General features: G+C 51.9%; 19 protein-coding genes. 12 read left to right on the forward strand and 7 right to left on the reverse strand.

Translation table 11 applies throughout. The annotated features are described in order from the left end of the window. Positions 1-214: 214 nt before the first annotated feature. From BMY01_RS08220 to BMY01_RS08255, 7 genes are all read left to right on the forward strand, one after another. Positions 215-1,198 carry a DnaJ C-terminal domain-containing protein gene (locus tag BMY01_RS08220; protein WP_074746104.1) on the forward strand — a complete coding sequence of 328 codons (984 nt, stop codon included), beginning with the start codon at positions 215-217 and terminating at the stop codon, positions 1,196-1,198. Further along, a complete protein-coding gene (locus BMY01_RS08225) occupies positions 1,195-1,551 on the forward strand; it encodes a chaperone modulator CbpM (RefSeq protein WP_074746107.1) in 357 nt (118 codons plus the stop codon). Before BMY01_RS08220 ends, BMY01_RS08225 begins: the two co-directional genes overlap by 4 nt. Before the next feature lie 408 nt (positions 1,552-1,959). Next, positions 1,960-2,331: a hypothetical protein gene (locus tag BMY01_RS08230; RefSeq protein WP_074746109.1), complete on the forward strand. Its 372-nt coding sequence runs from the start codon at positions 1,960-1,962 to the stop codon at positions 2,329-2,331. Then, positions 2,297-4,450 carry a VTT domain-containing protein gene (locus tag BMY01_RS08235; RefSeq protein ID WP_074746111.1) on the forward strand — a complete coding sequence of 718 codons (2,154 nt, stop codon included), beginning with the start codon at positions 2,297-2,299 and terminating at the stop codon, positions 4,448-4,450. Before BMY01_RS08230 ends, BMY01_RS08235 begins: the two co-directional genes overlap by 35 nt. Positions 4,451-4,542: 92 nt before the next feature. Continuing rightward, entirely contained in the window at positions 4,543-5,229 is a 687-nt protein-coding gene (locus tag BMY01_RS08240) for an endonuclease/exonuclease/phosphatase family protein (protein ID WP_074746113.1), read from the forward strand. A 1,000-nt stretch (positions 5,230-6,229) separates the two neighbouring features. Further along, positions 6,230-6,775, forward strand: a complete 546-nt coding sequence (locus BMY01_RS08250; RefSeq protein ID WP_175463227.1) for an SRPBCC family protein — start codon at positions 6,230-6,232, stop codon at positions 6,773-6,775. A 419-nt stretch (positions 6,776-7,194) separates the two neighbouring features. Then, positions 7,195-10,089, forward strand: a complete 2,895-nt coding sequence (locus tag BMY01_RS08255) for a cation-translocating P-type ATPase (protein ID WP_074746117.1) — start codon at positions 7,195-7,197, stop codon at positions 10,087-10,089. 76 nt (positions 10,090-10,165) lie between these two features. Here BMY01_RS08255 and BMY01_RS08260 read toward each other — a convergent pair whose 3' ends face one another. Then, entirely contained in the window at positions 10,166-10,450 is a 285-nt protein-coding gene (locus BMY01_RS08260; RefSeq protein ID WP_175463228.1) for an EexN family lipoprotein, read from the reverse strand. 621 nt (positions 10,451-11,071) lie between these two features. Beyond that, positions 11,072-11,596: a hypothetical protein gene (locus BMY01_RS08265; RefSeq protein WP_074746121.1), complete on the reverse strand. Its 525-nt coding sequence runs from the start codon at positions 11,594-11,596 to the stop codon at positions 11,072-11,074. Positions 11,597-12,110: 514 nt separating this feature from the next. Here BMY01_RS08265 and BMY01_RS08270 point away from each other — a divergent pair. The 4 genes from BMY01_RS08270 to BMY01_RS08285 all read left to right on the forward strand — a co-directional run bounded on the left by BMY01_RS08270 (position 12,111) and on the right by BMY01_RS08285 (position 14,148). Next, positions 12,111-12,665, forward strand: coding sequence for a helix-turn-helix domain-containing protein (locus BMY01_RS08270; protein ID WP_074746469.1), 555 nt, complete (start codon positions 12,111-12,113; stop codon positions 12,663-12,665). 211 nt (positions 12,666-12,876) lie between these two features. Then, positions 12,877-13,098: a hypothetical protein gene (locus BMY01_RS08275; protein WP_074706855.1), complete on the forward strand. Its 222-nt coding sequence runs from the start codon at positions 12,877-12,879 to the stop codon at positions 13,096-13,098. A 98-nt stretch (positions 13,099-13,196) separates the two neighbouring features. Further along, positions 13,197-13,523, forward strand: a complete 327-nt coding sequence (locus BMY01_RS08280) for a hypothetical protein (RefSeq protein WP_074746123.1) — start codon at positions 13,197-13,199, stop codon at positions 13,521-13,523. 370 nt (positions 13,524-13,893) lie between these two features. Then, positions 13,894-14,148, forward strand: coding sequence for a hypothetical protein (locus BMY01_RS08285; protein ID WP_074746125.1), 255 nt, complete (start codon positions 13,894-13,896; stop codon positions 14,146-14,148). Positions 14,149-14,165: 17 nt separating this feature from the next. Here the strand turns inward: BMY01_RS08285 and BMY01_RS08290 are convergent, their stop codons facing one another. The 4 genes from BMY01_RS08290 to BMY01_RS08300 form a co-directional block, all read right to left on the reverse strand. Continuing rightward, positions 14,166-15,131: an alginate O-acetyltransferase AlgX-related protein gene (locus BMY01_RS08290; RefSeq protein ID WP_074746127.1), complete on the reverse strand. Its 966-nt coding sequence runs from the start codon at positions 15,129-15,131 to the stop codon at positions 14,166-14,168. After that, positions 15,118-15,309, reverse strand: coding sequence for a hypothetical protein (locus BMY01_RS17380; RefSeq protein WP_139176816.1), 192 nt, complete (start codon positions 15,307-15,309; stop codon positions 15,118-15,120). Before BMY01_RS17380 ends, BMY01_RS08290 begins: the two co-directional genes overlap by 14 nt. Before the next feature lie 221 nt (positions 15,310-15,530). Next, positions 15,531-15,809: a hypothetical protein gene (locus tag BMY01_RS08295; protein WP_139176818.1), complete on the reverse strand. Its 279-nt coding sequence runs from the start codon at positions 15,807-15,809 to the stop codon at positions 15,531-15,533. Between the two features lie 101 nt (positions 15,810-15,910). Further along, entirely contained in the window at positions 15,911-16,138 is a 228-nt protein-coding gene (locus tag BMY01_RS08300) for a hypothetical protein (protein WP_074746132.1), read from the reverse strand. Between the two features lie 120 nt (positions 16,139-16,258). Between BMY01_RS08300 and BMY01_RS08305 the strand changes: the two genes are divergently transcribed. Beyond that, positions 16,259-17,149, forward strand: coding sequence for a LysR family transcriptional regulator (locus BMY01_RS08305; protein ID WP_074746134.1), 891 nt, complete (start codon positions 16,259-16,261; stop codon positions 17,147-17,149). Between the two features lie 107 nt (positions 17,150-17,256). On the opposite strand, the gene BMY01_RS08310 is transcribed toward BMY01_RS08305, so the two are convergent. Continuing rightward, positions 17,257-18,219 (reverse strand): SphA family protein, encoded by a 963-nt coding sequence (locus BMY01_RS08310; protein ID WP_217638637.1) that lies wholly within the window; start codon positions 18,217-18,219, stop codon positions 17,257-17,259. Positions 18,220-18,231 lie beyond the last annotated feature (12 nt).

The raw sequence follows: 18,231 nt of genomic DNA on the forward strand, positions 1-18,231 counted from the left end.
CGAGCGAACACCTGCCGGCCTCAGTCGACTGCGCTACGGCTGGTAGGGTTCCTTCTGAATCGGTAACATCGACCTTGCTGGTGATCCTGCTTCAGGTCGCTATTAAACAAACCACCTCGGCTAAAGTTTGGTGCGGAGGTAGTTACATTCTCCCGCGGGATTGGCTATGCTTGAAGTCTCAATCCCATAACAGCCTCTTTCCGCTGTAATTGCAATGGAATTCAAGGATTACTACAAAATCATGGGCGTCCCCCGCGATGCCTCTCAGGATGACATCAAGCGCGCCTACCGGAAACTGGCACGCAAATATCATCCGGATGTCAGCAAGGATCCGCAAGCGGAAGTCCGCTTCAAGGAATTGGGTGAAGCCTATGAAGTCCTCAAGGATCCGGAGAAGCGCGTAGCATATGATCGCCTTGGCACAAACTGGAAAGCTGATCAGGAATTTCGTCCTCCCCCGGATTGGAATGCCGGCTTCGAGTTTTCGCAACAGGGATTTACAGGAGCAGATGCCGCCCAGTTCAGCGAATTTTTCGAATCCCTGTTTGGACGCAGTTTTCGTGCCGAGCAAGCGAGACGCGGAGGAGAAACCCGTGGGGGTCCCGGTGGGGCTTTCTTTCATGCCCCTGGCGAGGATCGGTACGCAAAGATAATGATCGAGCTGGAAGATTCATATCACGGCGCTACCCGCACCATCTCGCTGCAAGTACCAGAGGTCGATGCAGAGGGACATGTATCCACTCGCGAACATAAGTTGAATGTAGTTATCCCCCGTGGTATCCGGCCCAGGCAATACATTCGTCTCGCTGGTAAGGGCGCACCGGGTCATGGTCAGGGAAAAGCGGGTGACCTGTATCTGGAAATCGAGTTTCGCTCTCATCCCATCTATCGAGTGGATGAGCACGACGTCTATCTTGACCTCCCGGTAGCACCTTGGGAAGCCGCTTTGGGCGCAACGATAACTGCTCCCACTCCGGAAGGAATGGTTGACCTGAAAATACCTGCTGATTCCACTACCGGACGGAAGCTGCGACTGAAAGGACGCGGTATTCCCGGTAAAACACCGGGTGATTTCTATGTGGTATTGCGCATTGTGCCACCGCCTGCTATCGATGAAAGTGATAAGGCCTTTTACCGAAGCATGGCAGAGCAATTCAAATCGTTCAACCCGCGGGCCAAACTGGGAGTGCAGGCATGAGTGACGAAAACGAATATCAAAAGGAAGCATCTTCGTTACAGCCGGAACAGACCGTAACCATTATCGATGAACAGAACGCGTTGACGCTGACAGAGATCAGCCACGCGTGTGCAGTACAAACGGGCTATATCATCGAATTAGTAGATGAAGGGTTGATCACCCCGGAAATTGCGACAGAAGAACACGAACCCCATCGCTGGCGCTTTTCAGGTGCGCAAATGCGACGTGTCAGAACGGCCCTTCGGCTGCAAAGCGATCTTGGTATCAACCTTGCGGGAGTTGCGCTTGCCCTGCAGTTACTGGATGAAATTGAGAACTTGCAAATGCGATTGAATGTACAAAATAACTGGTAGCTGTTACCCGCTTGCATCATTCGACCCCTCGAATCACGCGACGGAAGCTTCCACTCCGATCTCCTGAAGCCACGTCTTTACGCTTACACCCGTAGCCCTCTCTCCTCATCCCGGTTCGCCCCCAGCGCTTCGCTCCCCCTTCCCATCGAGAGCGCTTCATCCCTCTATTATCAAGTCCATGCCCTTTATGTACGAAAACGAACGGAACACAAAGCGGTAGCTCAGGCATTATCGCCTTATCGCCCCAGTATAAGCTCGGCCTTCCAAAACCGGCTCATCCGCCATCCCCATCCGCGGTTTAGCCGTGCGCAACGAATGAGCTTAACAGGATGCTCCAGCAGACCGCGAGGCCCGGTGTTGAGTTATTTTTAAGCGAAGCAGCTTCTCAGCCATAGGGATAACTTTGAAATGGAAAAAGAACCGCTGATCAAATTGCCCTGGCGCGGGCGGGAAACGATTGAATCAATATCCCCGCTACTGGAAGGGGCGCAGCGAATAGAAATAACCCTCCCCTCCAACTATAACCACGCCCTGTTTGAAACGCTCCATCCCGGAGAACCCCCGGCTCAACTTGAAGAGATTGACGCAACAGGTGGACCGGAATTGCTTGCCCGTATTGCAGCCGTCAGCGGTCTGGAAGAATTCAGCCTGCTCACAGAACCTCTAACCGCTGCTCGTGCGAGAGTGCAAGTTTTAAGCCCTGCGAAAGTCTTTATCATACTTCCCGGTGCAAACCTTAAAAGTAATGAACGGATCATCCATCCTGAAGCCGGGGAATAACTGCTGGCGCATCGAGCACGCGGACAAGGCTGCTTTTCTCGTTGATGGAGCGGATTTTTTTCGTGCTTTCCGGGAAACGGTAAAACGCGCCCGCCGTTCCGTATTGATCATGGCCTGGGATATCGACAGCAGGTTGAAACTGGTACGGGATGAGGAACCCGACGGCTGGCCGATCACCCTCGGGGACTTCCTCAACAGCCTCGTCGAACGTAACAGAAATCTCCATGTTCATGTCCTCGACTGGGATTTCGTCATGCTGTTTGCAGCTGACCGAGAATGGCTTCCCCTTTATAAACAACGATGGAATAGCCACCGACGCTTGCATTTTCATCTTGATGATCATCATCCCACAGGGGCCTCTCATCACCAGAAAGTCGTGGTAGTTGACGACCAGGTGGCGTTTGTGGGGGGGCTGGACCTGACGCTGGGTCGCTGGGACACGACTGAGCACGCGGCGTGTGACGAGCGGCGCAGGGACTTGCTGACTGAACCCATACCGCAGCCTTATCACGATATCCAGATAATGGTTTCCGGGCCGATCGCAACCGCACTGGGAGAATTGGCGCGTGAGCGGTGGTTCCTTGCAACGGGACAGAAACTTTCTGCTCCCAGGGTCAGGAGAGAAACAGTCTACTGGCCGGATTATCTTGCACCCGACGTTGAGAACATCGAAGTTGCGATCGCCCGCACTGTTCCCGGATATGAAAACCAGAAAGAAGTGCGTGAGGTGGAACGGTTAGTGCTGGACCTGATCTCTTCCGCGCGCCATAGTATCTACGTGGAAGCACAGTATTTTACTTCCAACATCATAACGGATGCACTGGTTCGGCGGCTGGAAGAAGAAAGTGGTCCTGAGGTCGTCGTGCTGCTGGCGGAACAAACAGTCGGTTGGTTATCGCAATACACGATGGATGTGCTGCGCGAGCGCTCGCTTAAGCGTCTGGTCGCTGCAGATCGGCATCGCCGCCTGGCCCTTTACGAGCCGTGCATACCCGGGCTTGTCAACGAATGCGTCAACGTCCACTCCAAAATTATCATCATTGATAATGAGCGGTTGCGTATCGGATCAGCCAATCTCAATAATCGCTCCATGGGACTGGATACCGAATGCGATCTTATGCTTGAAGCGAATGGGAGAGAGAATGTAGGCCGGGCAATAGCTGGTTTTAGAGCCCGTCTGCTTGCCGAACATTTAGGCATGGACGCCAGCATAATCGAAGAACGCACGGCACGGGAAGGGTCGTTGATCCGTACGATCGAAGCGTTGCGAGGTCATGGCCGTACCGTACGGCCGTGGCAGTTTCGAGTCGCCGCCGATGTGGATGCCCTCGTGCCGGATGAAGATATCGTGGACCCCGGCAAGCCGCTCGATGCGAGCCTCCTGATGGCGAAGCTTATTCCCGAGGAAGAACGCGCGCCTGTACGAAGTCACATTGGTCTCATCGTATCGATACTGATCAGTGTATTGGCCCTCGCTGCCGCCTGGCGCTGGTCGCCCCTCAAGGAATGGATAGATGTCAGTACCCTGGTAACGCTTGCCGCCGAATTCGAGCACGCTCCAACTGCTCCATTCATTACGCTCGCCATATTCCTTCTCGGTAGTTTGGTTGCATTTCCACTCACTGTGCTTATTGTGGTATGCGCGCTGGTATTTGGTCCCTGGTACGGTTTTCTCTATTCGATGGCGGGTGCGCTATTGAGCGCGGCCTCCAGCTACGGTATCGGCCACCTGGTAGGACGCCATACAGTTTGGCGCTTTGCCGGGAAAAAAATCCGGGAACTGAACAAACGCTTGGCCCGACGCGGTCTAATGACAATCATCGCTCTCAGGATCATACCGCTCGCTCCATTCACGGTTGTTAATCTCGTTGCGGGAGCGTCCCGGATTCGTTTCCGGGATTTCATGCTGGGAAGCTCAGTAGGCTTGCTACCAGGGATAACCAGCATATCCGTTTTTACGGATCAGCTGGCTGCCACCATTCAGAAACCTGACCTGCCAGCGTTTACAGCATTGGTTGCCGTTGCTGCGATCATAATCGTTATCGCATGGACATGTTGGAGATGGGCCACCCGACGGCGCGAGACGATGGAGGCTTCGCCGGTTACTCAATCTGACTGAAGTTTAGCCAGACGCCGGCTTCCTGCTTTCGGCCCGGCAGCTTTCAGTTTAAACGCCTGTTCGGGCAGGAAAACCGGAGTTCATGAAATTCTATGCAAATGACACTGGCTACCTACAATATACACGGCTGTATCGGCACCGACGGACGCTTTAAACCTGATCGCATCATAGACGTTCTGCAGGAAATGAATGCGGATGTAATTGCTCTGCAGGAAGTAGAGCATCACCAAGTTGAAGGTTATGACCTGCTGGATTATTTCGCAGCGAAGACCGGGCTCACCGCCATTGCCGGCCCAACCCTGGTACGCCGCACACGCCACTATGGAAACGCCCTGTTAACGAGGCTTCCGGTCGTGGAGGTAAATCGGATAGATCTCACCCTGCCTGGGCGGGAGCCGCGCGGAGCGCTCGATGTCACTCTTGCCTGGAACGAGCGACGGGTGCATGTGGTTGCGACCCACCTCGGTCTGCGTCCTTGGGAACGACGGCAACAGGTACGTCACTTGCTTAAGCTGTTTGAAATTCGTCTTACGGAGATCTATGTGTTAATGGGCGACCTCAATGAATGGTTCCTGTGGGGACGCCCTCTTCACTGGTTGCACGCTCACTTCAAGCGTCCTCCTCACTGCGCCACATTTCCCGCGCGAAGACCTTTCATGGCACTGGACCGTCTATGGGTGCATCCACGCCGCCGACTGAAAAGCCTCGAAGCTCATAGCAGCGGCCTCGCGCGGATTGCATCGGATCACCTGCCCCTGAAAGCCATAATAGAAATCTGAGCGGTTGCTCCTTGATATCTGCGCAACGGGGATTTATGGCACTTCATCCATTCCTGTCAAGAATTATCTTTCTACTCAGTTACTTTGACCCGTTAGGGACAAGCAGCGTTCCGGGGAATGCACAACGTACACTCCCCGTTTTCACCCCACTCACAGCATTTATTCGGGAAACAGGTACCTCCGGCAGGGGGTCCTCCCCCGCCGCCACCGCTACCATTACCATTCTCCGGTATATCGATAAGGTCCAGACAATCACGGCAATAGGCGAACATCGAGCCCAGGCAGGCCGCATAGCATGCAATCATGGCGGGAACTGAGGGAAAAAATGCGGTGCACCCGATGCAACCAAGAATCCAGCCGTTACAAATAATGTTTCTACCAAAACTGCATGCTTGAGGGGAAACGACAAGGCTATCGTTGAGGCCTGAGCCGGGGTGTTGGACTTTATAGTTGACTGTATATTGTGAACTCGTCCTATATATTGCTGCTTCGGCAGTAAACCCTGGCATATTCATTTTTCAATCCGCCTTTGTGGAGATGATTTTCCTGCAGTCTGCTTTTTGCATATTTCAGTTGGCAGTTGACTGAATGATATTTGTCCGATATCCCGTCATCGGTGCGATAGCGCACCTTGAATAAGGGTATACAAGGGGTGCCCTTGGATACATACAGCCTCTGCAGTTGCTTGATTTTAGACTCTGTTAACACTTATTTCGAAGGGATGGACGGAATCTCACCCGTACATCGTTCCTCACCGCTTACAGAGTTTACTCTGCGCGGCTCGCGCCTCGCCCCTTAAATCCGTCACCTTTCCGAGCGTGAAACAAGTGTTAACAGACCATGTCGCGAAACTGCGATTACGTGCCCAACCGCACAGAATTCCAGCCCAAAAAACCTATTATCGCGGGTATCAGCAAATAATTTTTCATAAAACCGAGAGGCTTTCTCGCCTGGAAAACCCGGCATCGTGCCAATGAAATCAAGTCTACAGGAGGTAAAAATGCTAGGAAGAATAGTGGCACTCGCCGTAGTTGCTGCGGGGGGAGTGATGTTATCGAAAACATTCAGGAAATTGAGGGACTCCGGATACACATCGACTGTGGAGAACTTTATCGAAGTCAATGTACCGGTTAGTACTGCATATAACCAATGGACCCAATTTGAAGAATTTCCGAAGTTCATGAAAGGTGTGCGCGAAGTACGACAGATCGATGATACCCACCTGCATTGGCGGGCAGAGATTGCAGGCAAGGAAGAAGAATGGGATGCCGAGATTACGGAACAGGTTCCTGATCAGCGAATCGCCTGGCATAGCACGAATGGTGCCAAAAATTCGGGTGTTGTAAGCTTCTACGGAATCTCCGACTCAAAAACCCGAGTGGTGCTGAAGATGGATTATGGACCCCGAACCTTCCTTGAAGGACTGGGAGACGCTTTGGGGGCAGTTAAGGCACGTACGAGCGAAGATCTCCGGTGCTTCAAGGAATTTCTCGAAAGCCGGGGAAAGGAAACCGGGGCGTGGCGCGGTTCGGTCGGGCAACATTAGCACTTCTCAAACTCAAAGATCGTACCAACTCCTCCCCTTGGTACGATCAAGGTACTCTGTCGCCATTTTGGCAGGCCGCTTTCTTCAAAGAAAATTCAAAAAGCTTCTCGATATAGAGAGAGACTCATCTCTGGAGCACCGATCCACCGATCTTTTGTCGGCTATCTAGATAGTCCCTACTTCCACTACCCCTACTGTTGTTTTTTCCAGCCTATCTTCAGCAACGAGCTCTTGAACAGTCTTGGCAGTCCTGGCAGTCCCGGATGAGCGAATTGCAGTTAAAATCGATCGTCCCGAGGCACATGTACCGATTATCACCGCCTTTTCGGCAGCATTCCGGTATCCAGTTGCGCCAGTAAATATCTGTTCCGCTCCTTATGTTACAGAACAAATAAGGAAAACAAGCAGGCAGATGAACATTGCATACATCTGAACAAAATAAAAAAGATTCATATCATCAATCCATTCAAGAACTGGCCTCCGCCTACGAAACGGATACCCGGCTTGGATTGAGCGAGACGGAAGCACTGACCCGATTGGAGAGATACGGCAGAAATGAACTGCCGGCCGGAAAAGTTGTTCCCCGCTGGCAAAAGTTTCTCGCTCAGTTCCAGAATGTACTGGTTATCCTTCTGCTGATTGCAACGGCAATTTCGGCAGGCCTGTGGCTTTCTGAACGCGAATCCGCTTTACCTTACGAGGCAATCGCTATCTTTGCGGTGGTGCTGCTCAATGCGCTCATGGGTTACATTCAGGAATCCAGGGCGGAAGAAGCCGTCGCTGCCTTACGTCAGATGTCGGCAGCACGCGCCAAGGTCGTCCGCGGCGGTGTACAGCGCTCTATTGTTGCGGCAGAACTGGTGCCCGGCGATATCATTCTCGTTGAAGAAGGCGATACCATTCCTGCGGACGCACGACTCATTCAAACCACCGCACTACAAACGACTGAAGCGGCACTCACCGGCGAGAGTTTACCTGTGTCCAAGGATACCGGGCTCATCATGGAACCGGCCGAGCTTGGGGACCGCCATAATATGATCTTTAGTGGAACCGCCGTTACTTTCGGCCATGCATATGCACTGGTGGTGGCAACCGGCGTGCAAACCCAGATGGGGCATATCGCAGGAATGTTGGCAACGGTGCCGCCAGAGACAACGTTGTTGCAGCAAGAACTTGCCCATGTCGGCAAACTATTGGGGATAATCGTGATGGCAATTGCCGTCATAATGATTACCACGATTATTCTCATAGGGAATGTAAGCAGTCTGGCTGTGCTTATGGACGTCCTTATACTGGGAGTAGCTCTCGCTGTTGCCGCCATACCCGAAGGTTTGCCTGCCGTGGTAACAGCCGTACTTGCCCTAGGTGTCCAACGCATGGCACGCAGAAATGCAATAGTACGTCATCTCCCCGCAGTCGAAACGCTTGGTTCCGCAACCATTATCGCTTCCGACAAAACAGGCACCCTGACAAAAAATGAAATGACAGTGCGGGTAGTTATTACGGCAAGTGGACGCATCGAAATGACAGGTACCGGCTATTCACCCAAAGGCGAGGTGCGCCGCTGCAGTCCTGGGGATAATAAATATCCGGATAATTGGCCTCAAGCTGATCTAGAGGTCGTAGAAGAAGATAAAGCGAGTGGCAGGATTGAAGGCACATTGCGACATGAGCTTGAGCGCGCCCTGACCATCGCCGACAGAGCCAGTAACGCTGTATTGCAGCATAATGCGGATGGATGGAGGGTACAGGGCGACCCGACCGAGGGGGCGCTTATCGTCGCGGCGCGCAAGGCAGGACTGGAGGCTGATGCACTGGATGCACGATTCGAGCGTGTCGGCGAGCTTCCCTTCTCCTCGGAGCGTAAATTGATGACGACGCTACATGCCCATGCAAAAAAACGCGAATGCCTGCTTGTCTTTACCAAGGGAGCGCCCGATGCATTGCTCGCCCGCTGCTCCTTTGAACTGGTGGGGGAAGAAACCAGGTCGCTAACCCCGGAGCGCCGCAGCGAGATCCTGAAGCTGAATGAGGAATTGGCAATTGAGGCATTACGTTCTCTCGGTGTTGCCTTCCGGTCCATCCCCGCTGACGCGTTCGAAGCCGATAGAGCGGATGAAAGCATCGAGTACAACCTGGTATTCGTAGGGCTGATTGGCATGCTCGATCCTCCACGCGAGGAAGCGAAAAATGCCGTTAGCCGGGCAAAGGCCGCCGGTATCAGGCCGATAATGATCACCGGCGACCATCCTGTAACCGCAACCGTTATTGCCGCCCAGTTAGGAATAGCTGAAGACAGGCAGGTTGTTACAGGTGCAAAACTTGAGCAACTCTCGGATGAGGAGCTTGATCGCACCGTAAAGGAAGTTTCTGTGTATGCGCGCGTGAACCCGGAGCATAAGCTTCGGATTGTCAAAGCGCTCCAGAGAGGGGGTGAAGTCACTGCAATGACGGGAGATGGTGTAAACGACGCGCCTGCCCTGAAAACTTCAGATATTGGAGTGGCCATGGGAATCACAGGGACGGATGTCTCCAGGGAAGCAGCTGATATGGTTCTCACGGATGACAATTTTGCGTCTATCGTGGCGGCGGTGGAAGAAGGTCGCACCATCTTTTCCAATATTCGAAAATTTTTACGCTATCTGCTCTCGTCCAATATAGGAGAAGTACTCGTGATGTTTTTCGGCGTGCTACTCGCAAATATCATCGGATTGCAGACAGAGGACGGACTTATTGTGCTGCCCCTGCTGGCAACCCAACTCCTGTGGGTTAATCTCGTAACCGATGGAGCTCCCGCCCTCGCGTTGGGCGTCGATCCGGCAGGAGCCCATGTCATGCGCAAACCTCCCCGGGTAAAGGGAGAACGTGTGATAACATCTGAAATGTGGTTCGGCATCGCCTTTGTAGGAGTAATCACGGCAGTGGGAACGCTGCTGGTGATCGACGCCTGCCTTCCGCAAGGCCTTATAGAAGGCTGGGGCAGCATACCCTATGCGCAAACAATGGCTTTCAATACCTTGGTATTGTTTTCCCTCTTCAATGTCCTGAATGCGCGTTCTGATAAGCAGAGTGCATTCCTCGGCTTATTCTCCAATAAATGGCTGTGGAGCGCGATCTCGCTTTCGCTCCTGCTGCAGGTCGCCGTAATTTACGTGCCATTTCTACAGCACGCATTCTCTACGGTCAGTCTGAGTCTGCAGGACTGGCTGCTTTGCGCAGGGGTAGCAAGTTCTGTGTTGTGGTTGCGTGAATTGAGCAAATTGACGTACCGTCCAGCGACCCAGCCTTCACATTCCCCAGCAGCTCAGCCCTAGCGTAGTGCCCGCGCCAGCTTCAGTTACTTCGTGTTTTGTTTTACGTCGCGGAAAAACAGCATTCTCCTGTTCGTTCTTAATTTCTGATAGATGGCTCAGTCCGCACACCTTCGTCTGGCGTAGCCCATTTAGTCGCTGCTTTAATATTATTTTCAGCACGGCTCGCATTGACACAATCGGGTGTTGCATCCAGCGTGCGTGGACTGGTCATGCAATCTTTTAGCTTTGCAGTTCGTTCCGTTTCATGTGACTCATACCAATCAACGGATCTGACGTCTTCCTGCGCGGTGCGGGTACCGCATCCGGCAAGCATTGCTATCAAGAATCCGCTCATTCCCACTGAAATAATAGTCTTTCTCATATTTAAATTCTTCGGGGTAGGTTATCTGTGATAAAACAGACCGGTACTCACCGTTCTGTCTGTGTTCATACCATTTGAGATTTGCATAAATCGGCGGGCTAATTCTGTGCGGTGGCGTACCCAACCGGAAGGAAGGCAGAATCGTTACTTCATTCCGACGATTTGAATCTTCCATAATACGCAGTGTTGACGTGGCACAAGTCGACGTTTAGCCGGGATATTTCACCGACTCACGGGATAATGGCGTATGTTTTGAGAGTAGATTTGCGCATCCGCCTACTCGAAGGGACGGAATGGTTTTATCCAGTCTATCGTTATTTCTGCTTACAGAGGCTTGCTCGCCGGTGCGGCTCATGCCTCGTGCTGACTAACACCATCTCCGTTGCGGATGTGAAACAGGTGTTAACAGGCTCTAGCAGATCTCCATTCACCTGAAGCACTTCACCTTCCGCTTACCCTGAGTCTTCGTCCCCGTTCTCTCTGAGCTTGTGTCAAGAGTCGAACGAGTGCATAGGAAAGTTTTTTAAAAGAAGTAACCAACGAAACCAGCGAGAAACCAGGATCGAGCCGGGGCAAGACGTCTATGGCACACCAGCTCGATCTTCTTCTGGTTTGATCCAGTTACGCCATTTCACTGACCACCGAATTCCGCAGTAGGCCGCGGCTTTCCATCTCCCTTTGCAACATATCCATCGCCTGATCATGAATCAGATCGAGCGCGTCATAGCCACGATTACGCAATGAAGCCGCCTTGAGCATTCCACAGGCCATAGTTTTCCTGATTTCACGCAATCCGATCTTTTGGCCACAGTAGGCGCGGATTATCTGCTCGATACCCCTGCGGTGATGAATACCTGTCCCAAAATTTGCAGCAAGGTGTCGACTGAGCAGATCGAAGCCGCTCGCTTCCCGGCCGAACTGAACATTTATGTACGCTATATGCAAATCGGATAATATGCGATTGCATAGGCTTAGAATCAGTGCTGCCTGTGCGTGAAGATCGTGCGGGCTCAACTCACCATTTGCGCCGCTCTCCCCTGCTCTGTCAGGTCCACGCATTGCGTTAACGGATGAGATTTTCACGATTGGACGGCTAGTTGTTTCATACGCCCAGCTCAATGCATGCTGCGGATCATTGAATTTCATTTGTCATATTCCTTTTTTTGAAAAAATGTACAACTAACGCCGTGTTTTCGCCCTTTTTCACAGAACTCCAGGTTATTCCACCCCATTCGGATTTTCGATTCATGCCGGCAGCCGGGGCATGACCGAGCCTGCCTGCGCTCTGCAACCGCTTCCGGATTTCCATACTCCCAACGCTCAAGAGGCAAGCGCATATCGTTCTTCTCGATGCCTGATCTTCTGATACCTGTTCTCATTGGTTACGCTCCGGTTCCCTAAAATTTCCACCCATGGTTGTGTTGTCCTTACATGAATGCCTGTGCCACAGGTTGTTATTGATAGTTACCCGATACGTCTGTAGTCATTCAGAGCGCGGAGCCATTTGCTCGACGGTAAATGGCATTGCTTCATGATTCCTTGGTGAAATGAACCTTTTTTGCTTGAAGATTTCTAATGGGGGACATTATTACAAGTTTTACTTGTATATGTCAAGTGAAACTTGTAAACGAGGTGCAAGAATTGCTTGTATTATGATGGCATGGACATAGCGCGGATAATTCGCGAGGGACGCGAAAAGCTTAAATTGAACCAGTCGGAGTTGGCCGAGCTTGTGGGCGTATCTCCACAAGCGGTTCAGCAGTGGGAATCCGGCGCTACGCAACCTCGCGGGAAAAGGCTGAATAGGATCGCGGAAGTGCTCAAGCTGCCCCCAGCGATGATGCATTTCGGGATGTCACTGGAAGTCCCGGCTACGCCTGATACTACAGTATCGCCTCAACCGGAGAATCCGGCACGTGGCACTCGAGGTACTTCTCCCCCTGTCGCTGAGAAACCGGTTTCGGAGAACGATGCACTTATCAATCAGGTTGTCGAAGCAATGCGGCGTATGTCTAAAGAAGATGCAGCGCGACTGGTAACAATAAGCAAGGCGCTGGTCGGTGAAACAGCTGCCGAAGCGGTTGAGGTGGTTCCTTCGGTAGATCTGAAACCACTACCGGTACCGGATCTGCCTCCTCACCCACCTCCAGCTTTTCCTCCGCGTCGGATGCCCGAGAGTAGAACGAAGGTCAGGGGAAAGACGGCAATCAGATAGACGACGGCTTTCCAGGCATGGAATGGATCGCCGCAAAAATGACAGACGCCGAAGCTGACGCTGTTGTAGTAGTATGTTTATAAACAGAAAAGATACATAAGGAAATACAGAACATATTCGCGTCACTTACTCATGAATATCATCGGATAATAGAAGAGTTGGTGCCTTATAATAATCTGGACCAGTGATACGCCAGTAACCTCCTGCCATCATGAGACCATTAGCAAATAGACTGCCGTATGACAGCACGGAGATGCTGCTCGCTTTTCATGTATCAGAAAAGGCACGTGCAAAACGTGACAGATACATTATGCAATTCCCCGAGGAGTCGCGGGAACTGGAAAAAAGGAGGTATACACTTGAGCAGGCAGTAAAGGAAGTGCTGGGTGAAGTAGCGGAAGTCGCATTGCTTATCCGGGAACTGGAGAGCTGATTTGTCCGGAAGACCGAAGTTCTGTACGAAAGAACATATTGATTACTTGCATTTTATACCTTCTTCCCTTTTCGCCTTTTTATTGATCAGGAATTCATATGAAAAATCTTATTGTTGCCTTGCTCAGCATGTGGGTGCTTTCTTCGTGTGTTATCACGGGAAAAATGTCAGGCATCCGGGAAGGCATGACAAAAGAGCAAGTGATAAGCATTGCGGGTAATCCGGATGGCTACCAGCGCAGTGGCGATTATGAGGCGTTGCTTTATATCGATCGCCGGCACTCCTGGTCCTTATTTGGTGGATCCTATCGGGATGCTGTCGATTATTCGGTCATCCTTCGTGATGATCAGGTGATGGAGTTCGGCCCAGGCAGAACGCACGAGCGCCAGGCTGAAGTTCCTTTCGTCAGGGTTCCCGGCCGTTAACTTGCATTTATCCATATTTCCCAGAACTTCCAGCGATTGCCCGATCCCCGATCCCCGATCCTTTCAAAATCCCACCCCTTCCCTTCCATCCGATACTTGTTTACAAGTTTATCTTGACAATTACAAGTAATACTTGTATTATGCTCTCCATGTTGCAACGCCCACAGTTGATCGGTCCCGGTGTTGCAACATCCGTGAAACAGACGTGCAGCCTGCCTCAGGCATAGCCTCGATCGAGTAAGACCCTCAGGGCGTCGAAAGACAAGCGGTCAGGGAAGGGAAAGGCACAAAGAAATATCCAGGCCGTGCCTGGCGCGGAAATTGAGCCCGATTTGAAAGGGTAAACTAGGGTAGAGCGAGGGAGAGTGGGATGGGAAACGGGGTGGGACGATGGATGAACTGGATGACAGCGTGGACCGAACATCGTCCTGCCCCCCTTGATCTCTCGGATACCGAGATACTGGACTGGTTAAGCGAATACTGCGACCAGGCGGTTTATACGCGCCCTACTCAGCAATGTCGCGGCAGGTTCACCTTGTATTGCGCTGAGATCAGAAGCAGCGCCGCCACCTTGCGTGAAGCGGTTTGTTTGGCAGCTGCTAAATGGAAGGAGGTTAATGAATAGGTCGCGACGATAACGGGCTACGGCTGCTGAGACAACATTTCCGGTTTTCCGGAAGCGGATATCAATGGCGGAAGGCTTCCGAACCTCTTCCTTCGAGCTCCCCGTTCCACTACTGTGATGAAGACGTAATCCGGCTTGAAGGTGTTCACCAACCGGGCAAACAACTCTGGGTTTGCTGCGTCATAGTGAAGTTGCAGGGTTTCGCTGAAAGTAGCAGCCATAAACGGCGCCATTGCGGTTCCAAAAGAGTCACGCAGCCATAGGACTCGCTTCTGATTCAAGGCCTGTTCCGATTTGACAAGCAACGGGCGTTGTGCGGTATGAATTTGAGGATTCCCGCCGGATCGCTTGAGCCGGCCTGTTTCAAAATCGTACTGCTTCGTTTCGATAGGGCGATCGCTGATGATATCGATGACGACCTCGTTATCTCGCAGTGTTTCCTTCAATCTCAGGAATTTCGCCAGATCACCTCCCTGGCGCTGGTTAACCTCCAAAACACGCACGTCTTTCTCCGATAGCAGACGGAGCCCCGGTTCAGCGCGGGCAATGTCCATTTCAAAAGCCTGAAAAGCCACCCAGACTCCAAGGCTATTCCAATGGGCATCCGTTTTGTAGTAGAGCGATTCTGAAAATTGAGATTTTGCTGTTCTCAGAGCCGGACGAGTGTCAACGTAAAGTCCCCGGTTAACATTAGCCAGTAACGTATCCATTGCTGTCGGTGCAGCAGGCTGGGCCCAATCGGGGAGAAATTCGGGATAGATGGTAGCCTTATCAGGGCTCAGCATGACTCGAAACATACTAATGACGTTATGATTCAACCACCGGCTCCATGACGCAGTCGCACGACCGATTGTCCCGGCAAATCTTTCATCCTCAACAGTTGCGCCACGGCGTACACCAGTGATTGTTTTTCCATATTCCTCCCCTGGATAGAGCCAGTCTTCCTTTCCAATAAACACTTGGTCGGGGTTAGTCGAGATCATGGGGATAAAGGAACCGGCTCAGGAAGGGCAAGGCAAAGTCAAAGTTGTAGAGTACGGATTCGCTCCACCATTCCTGTCCGTCGTTCTTTTGCCAGATTCTTGCATTCAGATTGATAGCCGGCACCACGGCCAATACAAGCAGGGCCGCGCCAACAAACATAAAAACTGTTCTTTTCACGCCCAGGTTCGCTTAGAAATTGAAATAAAGGAATATCGAACTGGTTGTTACCATCGTGAAATACATCGCGATACAGAATAACAGAAGCGCTCCCGAGAGCTTTATCGCGCCCTGGCCGCCCATCATCAGCTCAAACGAATTCTTCTGACCGATGATTCCCAACGTGAGCAGGATCACGGTGAAGCAGAACAGGTTTGCGGCAAGACCAACGGGCAGCCATCTCAGGAGATGATCCGAAAACCACCCGCCCCAAACCAGGCAACCATCACTAGAAATCCCGAGCCGGTGCCCTTGCTGGTATGGACAAAGTCCCCTGCCCGTCTGACCTCCAGCGGGATGGTGACGAGCGTCTCGGGATCTCCTGCCTCATTATTTCCAATTAGCAGGATGTTGTACTTCGCCAATGGTTCCAGGTCTACGGCGAGGGCAATGTTCCCCGATTCATATTCCTGTGCAGGAACCGATAGCACCTCGCGCTCCTCGCCGCTTTCCACCTTCATAGGAAGGATGATCCCCATCCGGCACCACATAAGCATTGAAGTCCCCAGGGAACACGCCTCTTTCCGGTGCGCCGATGGCCGCACTTTGCATGGGCGCAAGGCTACACGTCCGGAGCGTCCGGAGCCAGAATTGGCCAGATGCCATCTTCACCTTCTTTCAGGCATGATCCATTAGCATCCAGTCCGTATGCACACTCTATTTTTTTACCAGCAAGAATTCTTTCATAATTTTCCCTTTCTCTTTCATTAATCGGCACCGAAGGACGACCACACGCGGCTATCAGCATAACTGACAGAGCAATGGTAACTGCATTGATAATACGCTTCATAAAATAACTCCCTATAAACCTAATAATAACCTTACCGTAGGAGTGGAATTATCCACTGCTTTTCATATAGAATAAAGGCTATTTTTTGGATAACATTGCTCCATTTTTGGAGCAATTAGTATGGAATTTTTGAATGACATGGCCTTGTTCGTGGAAGTGGTCAAGGCGAAGAGCTTTCGCGGTGCGGCCGATATTATCGGAATGCCGAACTCAACCCTGTCCCGACGGATCAGTGCGTTGGAGAAGGCAATTGGGCTGCGCCTTTTGCATCGCACAACGCGCAGGATTGAGCTAACCGAGGCCGGTCAGATTTATTACGAGCGCTGCAAGCGCATCGTCGATGAAGCCAGGCTTGCGCATGAACAACTCGGCAAAATGCTCGCACAACCCAGCGGAGTGCTACGCGCTTCACTACCTGTGGATTTTACCGTAGCCTACTTGGCGCCTTTGGTCGCCGAATTTGCAAACCTCTATCCCGGCATCACTTTCGATTTCGATCTCACATCACGGCGGGTCGATCTGGTGAGCGAGCCTTTCGATGTGGCGATCCGCCTCGGAGAATCAGAGAATTCGCAGCTGATCGCACGTCCACTGGCCGTGCTCCCGACGTACCTTTACGCTTCACCCCGTTATCTCGACCGCTCAGGAGAACCTGTCGAGCCTGCCGATCTGGAGCACCATGAGTGTCTGAGCATCCTGAAGACCGGTACGTGGACACTGCATGATGGGACGCACACCCTTAAGGTTTCTATCAGTGGCCGGTTCACGCTCAACAGCGTCGCCATGATTCGCCGCTTGGGAACACTCGATATGGGCATTATCATGATGCTGGAGGAAATTGTCACCGATGATCTTGCGAGCGGGCGGTTGCGTCGCGTACTGCCTCAATGGCACGGCACTCCAGTACCCGTCTATGCCGTCACTGAGACCCGATTGCTGCCCGCAAAGACACAGTGCTTCATCGAGTTCTTACGGGAGCGCCTGCCACGGGGTTTAAAACACGGGGTTTAAAAAGATGCTGGAATTTCCCTGATGCTTTCGGCTGGCCACCACCCAGAGATTGTCTCCATTCACCTTGGATTGTAGTAAGTAATCAAGGTGAGGATAGTTTGTGCTCGTCAGAAGGGCATGATCAATTTCAACCAGGCTGTGTAACCCTGGAAACGATTCTTGACGTGCATTTCATGCTGCCACTGTGCAATAAACATCGTTCCGGTCGGGCTGTTATAACTCACGCTGGGCCCAATCGCAAACACTTCACCTTTGCGCCCCGGGGACCAAGGGTCAAGCGTCGGCGAGATTGCTTGCCCATCGAGTTTATCGATTGTCGTCTGCTTCAGGTAATAACCTGAAAGGCCAACACCCCATAAACCAAAACGCTTGCCAACAAGAAAGTCAATGTGGAGCTCGTCACCGGACGCGTAGTCCATTTTCGGTTCGCCAATGCCCAGACGAAACTCCTTATTCTTACTCTTGATGTTGTACATGAATTTACTGGAGATCTCCCACCCCTTTTCAGAGAGCCAGGACACCGCGAAGAGTGGTTCGATGCTCCAGTAATTGGCACCGATGCTCTTGCCCGGATTACCGGCTTTATACTGGCCCGTAGGCAGGCGAATGTCCAATGCAGCTACCCAATGCCAGTTACCTAAATGCCAGTTCAAACCGAAAGGACTGATGGTTATATCACCCAGCCCGATAACTGAATCATGGTCCCCAAGCTTCATCCTTTGATGCACTATTGGCACGATGATATGCACACCGTAATTACCCCCCAGGATACGCATTTCATTGATGTGGATAAGGCGAAATGCGTTGAACCAGGTACTGAGAGATGCATCCGGCACTTTGTCACCGTTGCCGTTATGCAAGGAGCCACCGTAATGACCGAAATAATTGAGGAAATAATTGCCCGGGGGTGGTGCTACCCCCGCCAGCCAGTTTTCGGCACCGTTTGGATACTGGTCGCTCCCCTCCTTAGCAATTGCATCCCCTGCAGCCAGCTCCAACAGAGCTAGCACAAAGCCGAACAGCTTAATGTTCATGCTCCCTTCTTGATCCCAGCTCTCATCATTCTTCATGATGATTTCTTC

The sequence above is a fragment of the Nitrosospira multiformis genome, assembly GCF_900110185.1.
GTDB classification, from domain to species: Bacteria; Pseudomonadota; Gammaproteobacteria; order Burkholderiales; family Nitrosomonadaceae; genus Nitrosospira; species Nitrosospira multiformis_A.

Bases quoted from the DNA above. Each gene is read 5' to 3' on its own strand.
- BMY01_RS08220 (WP_074746104.1), top strand. From the start codon at position 215: ATGGAATTCAAGGATTACTACAAAATCATGGGCGTCCCCCGCGATGCC.
- BMY01_RS08225 (WP_074746107.1), top strand. From the start codon at position 1,195: ATGAGTGACGAAAACGAATATCAAAAGGAAGCATCTTCGTTACAGCCG.
- BMY01_RS08230 (WP_074746109.1), top strand. From the start codon at position 1,960: ATGGAAAAAGAACCGCTGATCAAATTGCCCTGGCGCGGGCGGGAAACG.
- BMY01_RS08235 (WP_074746111.1), top strand. From the start codon at position 2,297: ATGAACGGATCATCCATCCTGAAGCCGGGGAATAACTGCTGGCGCATC.
- BMY01_RS08240 (WP_074746113.1), top strand. From the start codon at position 4,543: ATGCAAATGACACTGGCTACCTACAATATACACGGCTGTATCGGCACC.
- BMY01_RS08250 (WP_175463227.1), top strand. From the start codon at position 6,230: ATGCTAGGAAGAATAGTGGCACTCGCCGTAGTTGCTGCGGGGGGAGTG.
- BMY01_RS08260 (WP_175463228.1), bottom strand. From the start codon at position 10,450: ATGAGAAAGACTATTATTTCAGTGGGAATGAGCGGATTCTTGATAGCA.
- BMY01_RS08265 (WP_074746121.1), bottom strand. From the start codon at position 11,596: ATGAAATTCAATGATCCGCAGCATGCATTGAGCTGGGCGTATGAAACA.
- BMY01_RS08270 (WP_074746469.1), top strand. From the start codon at position 12,111: ATGGACATAGCGCGGATAATTCGCGAGGGACGCGAAAAGCTTAAATTG.
- BMY01_RS08275 (WP_074706855.1), top strand. From the start codon at position 12,877: ATGAGACCATTAGCAAATAGACTGCCGTATGACAGCACGGAGATGCTG.
- BMY01_RS08280 (WP_074746123.1), top strand. From the start codon at position 13,197: ATGAAAAATCTTATTGTTGCCTTGCTCAGCATGTGGGTGCTTTCTTCG.
- BMY01_RS08285 (WP_074746125.1), top strand. From the start codon at position 13,894: ATGGGAAACGGGGTGGGACGATGGATGAACTGGATGACAGCGTGGACC.
- BMY01_RS08290 (WP_074746127.1), bottom strand. From the start codon at position 15,131: ATGATCTCGACTAACCCCGACCAAGTGTTTATTGGAAAGGAAGACTGG.
- BMY01_RS08295 (WP_139176818.1), bottom strand. From the start codon at position 15,809: ATGAAGGTGGAAAGCGGCGAGGAGCGCGAGGTGCTATCGGTTCCTGCA.
- BMY01_RS08300 (WP_074746132.1), bottom strand. From the start codon at position 16,138: ATGAAGCGTATTATCAATGCAGTTACCATTGCTCTGTCAGTTATGCTG.
- BMY01_RS08305 (WP_074746134.1), top strand. From the start codon at position 16,259: ATGGAATTTTTGAATGACATGGCCTTGTTCGTGGAAGTGGTCAAGGCG.
- BMY01_RS08310 (WP_217638637.1), bottom strand. From the start codon at position 18,219: ATGAAGAATGATGAGAGCTGGGATCAAGAAGGGAGCATGAACATTAAG.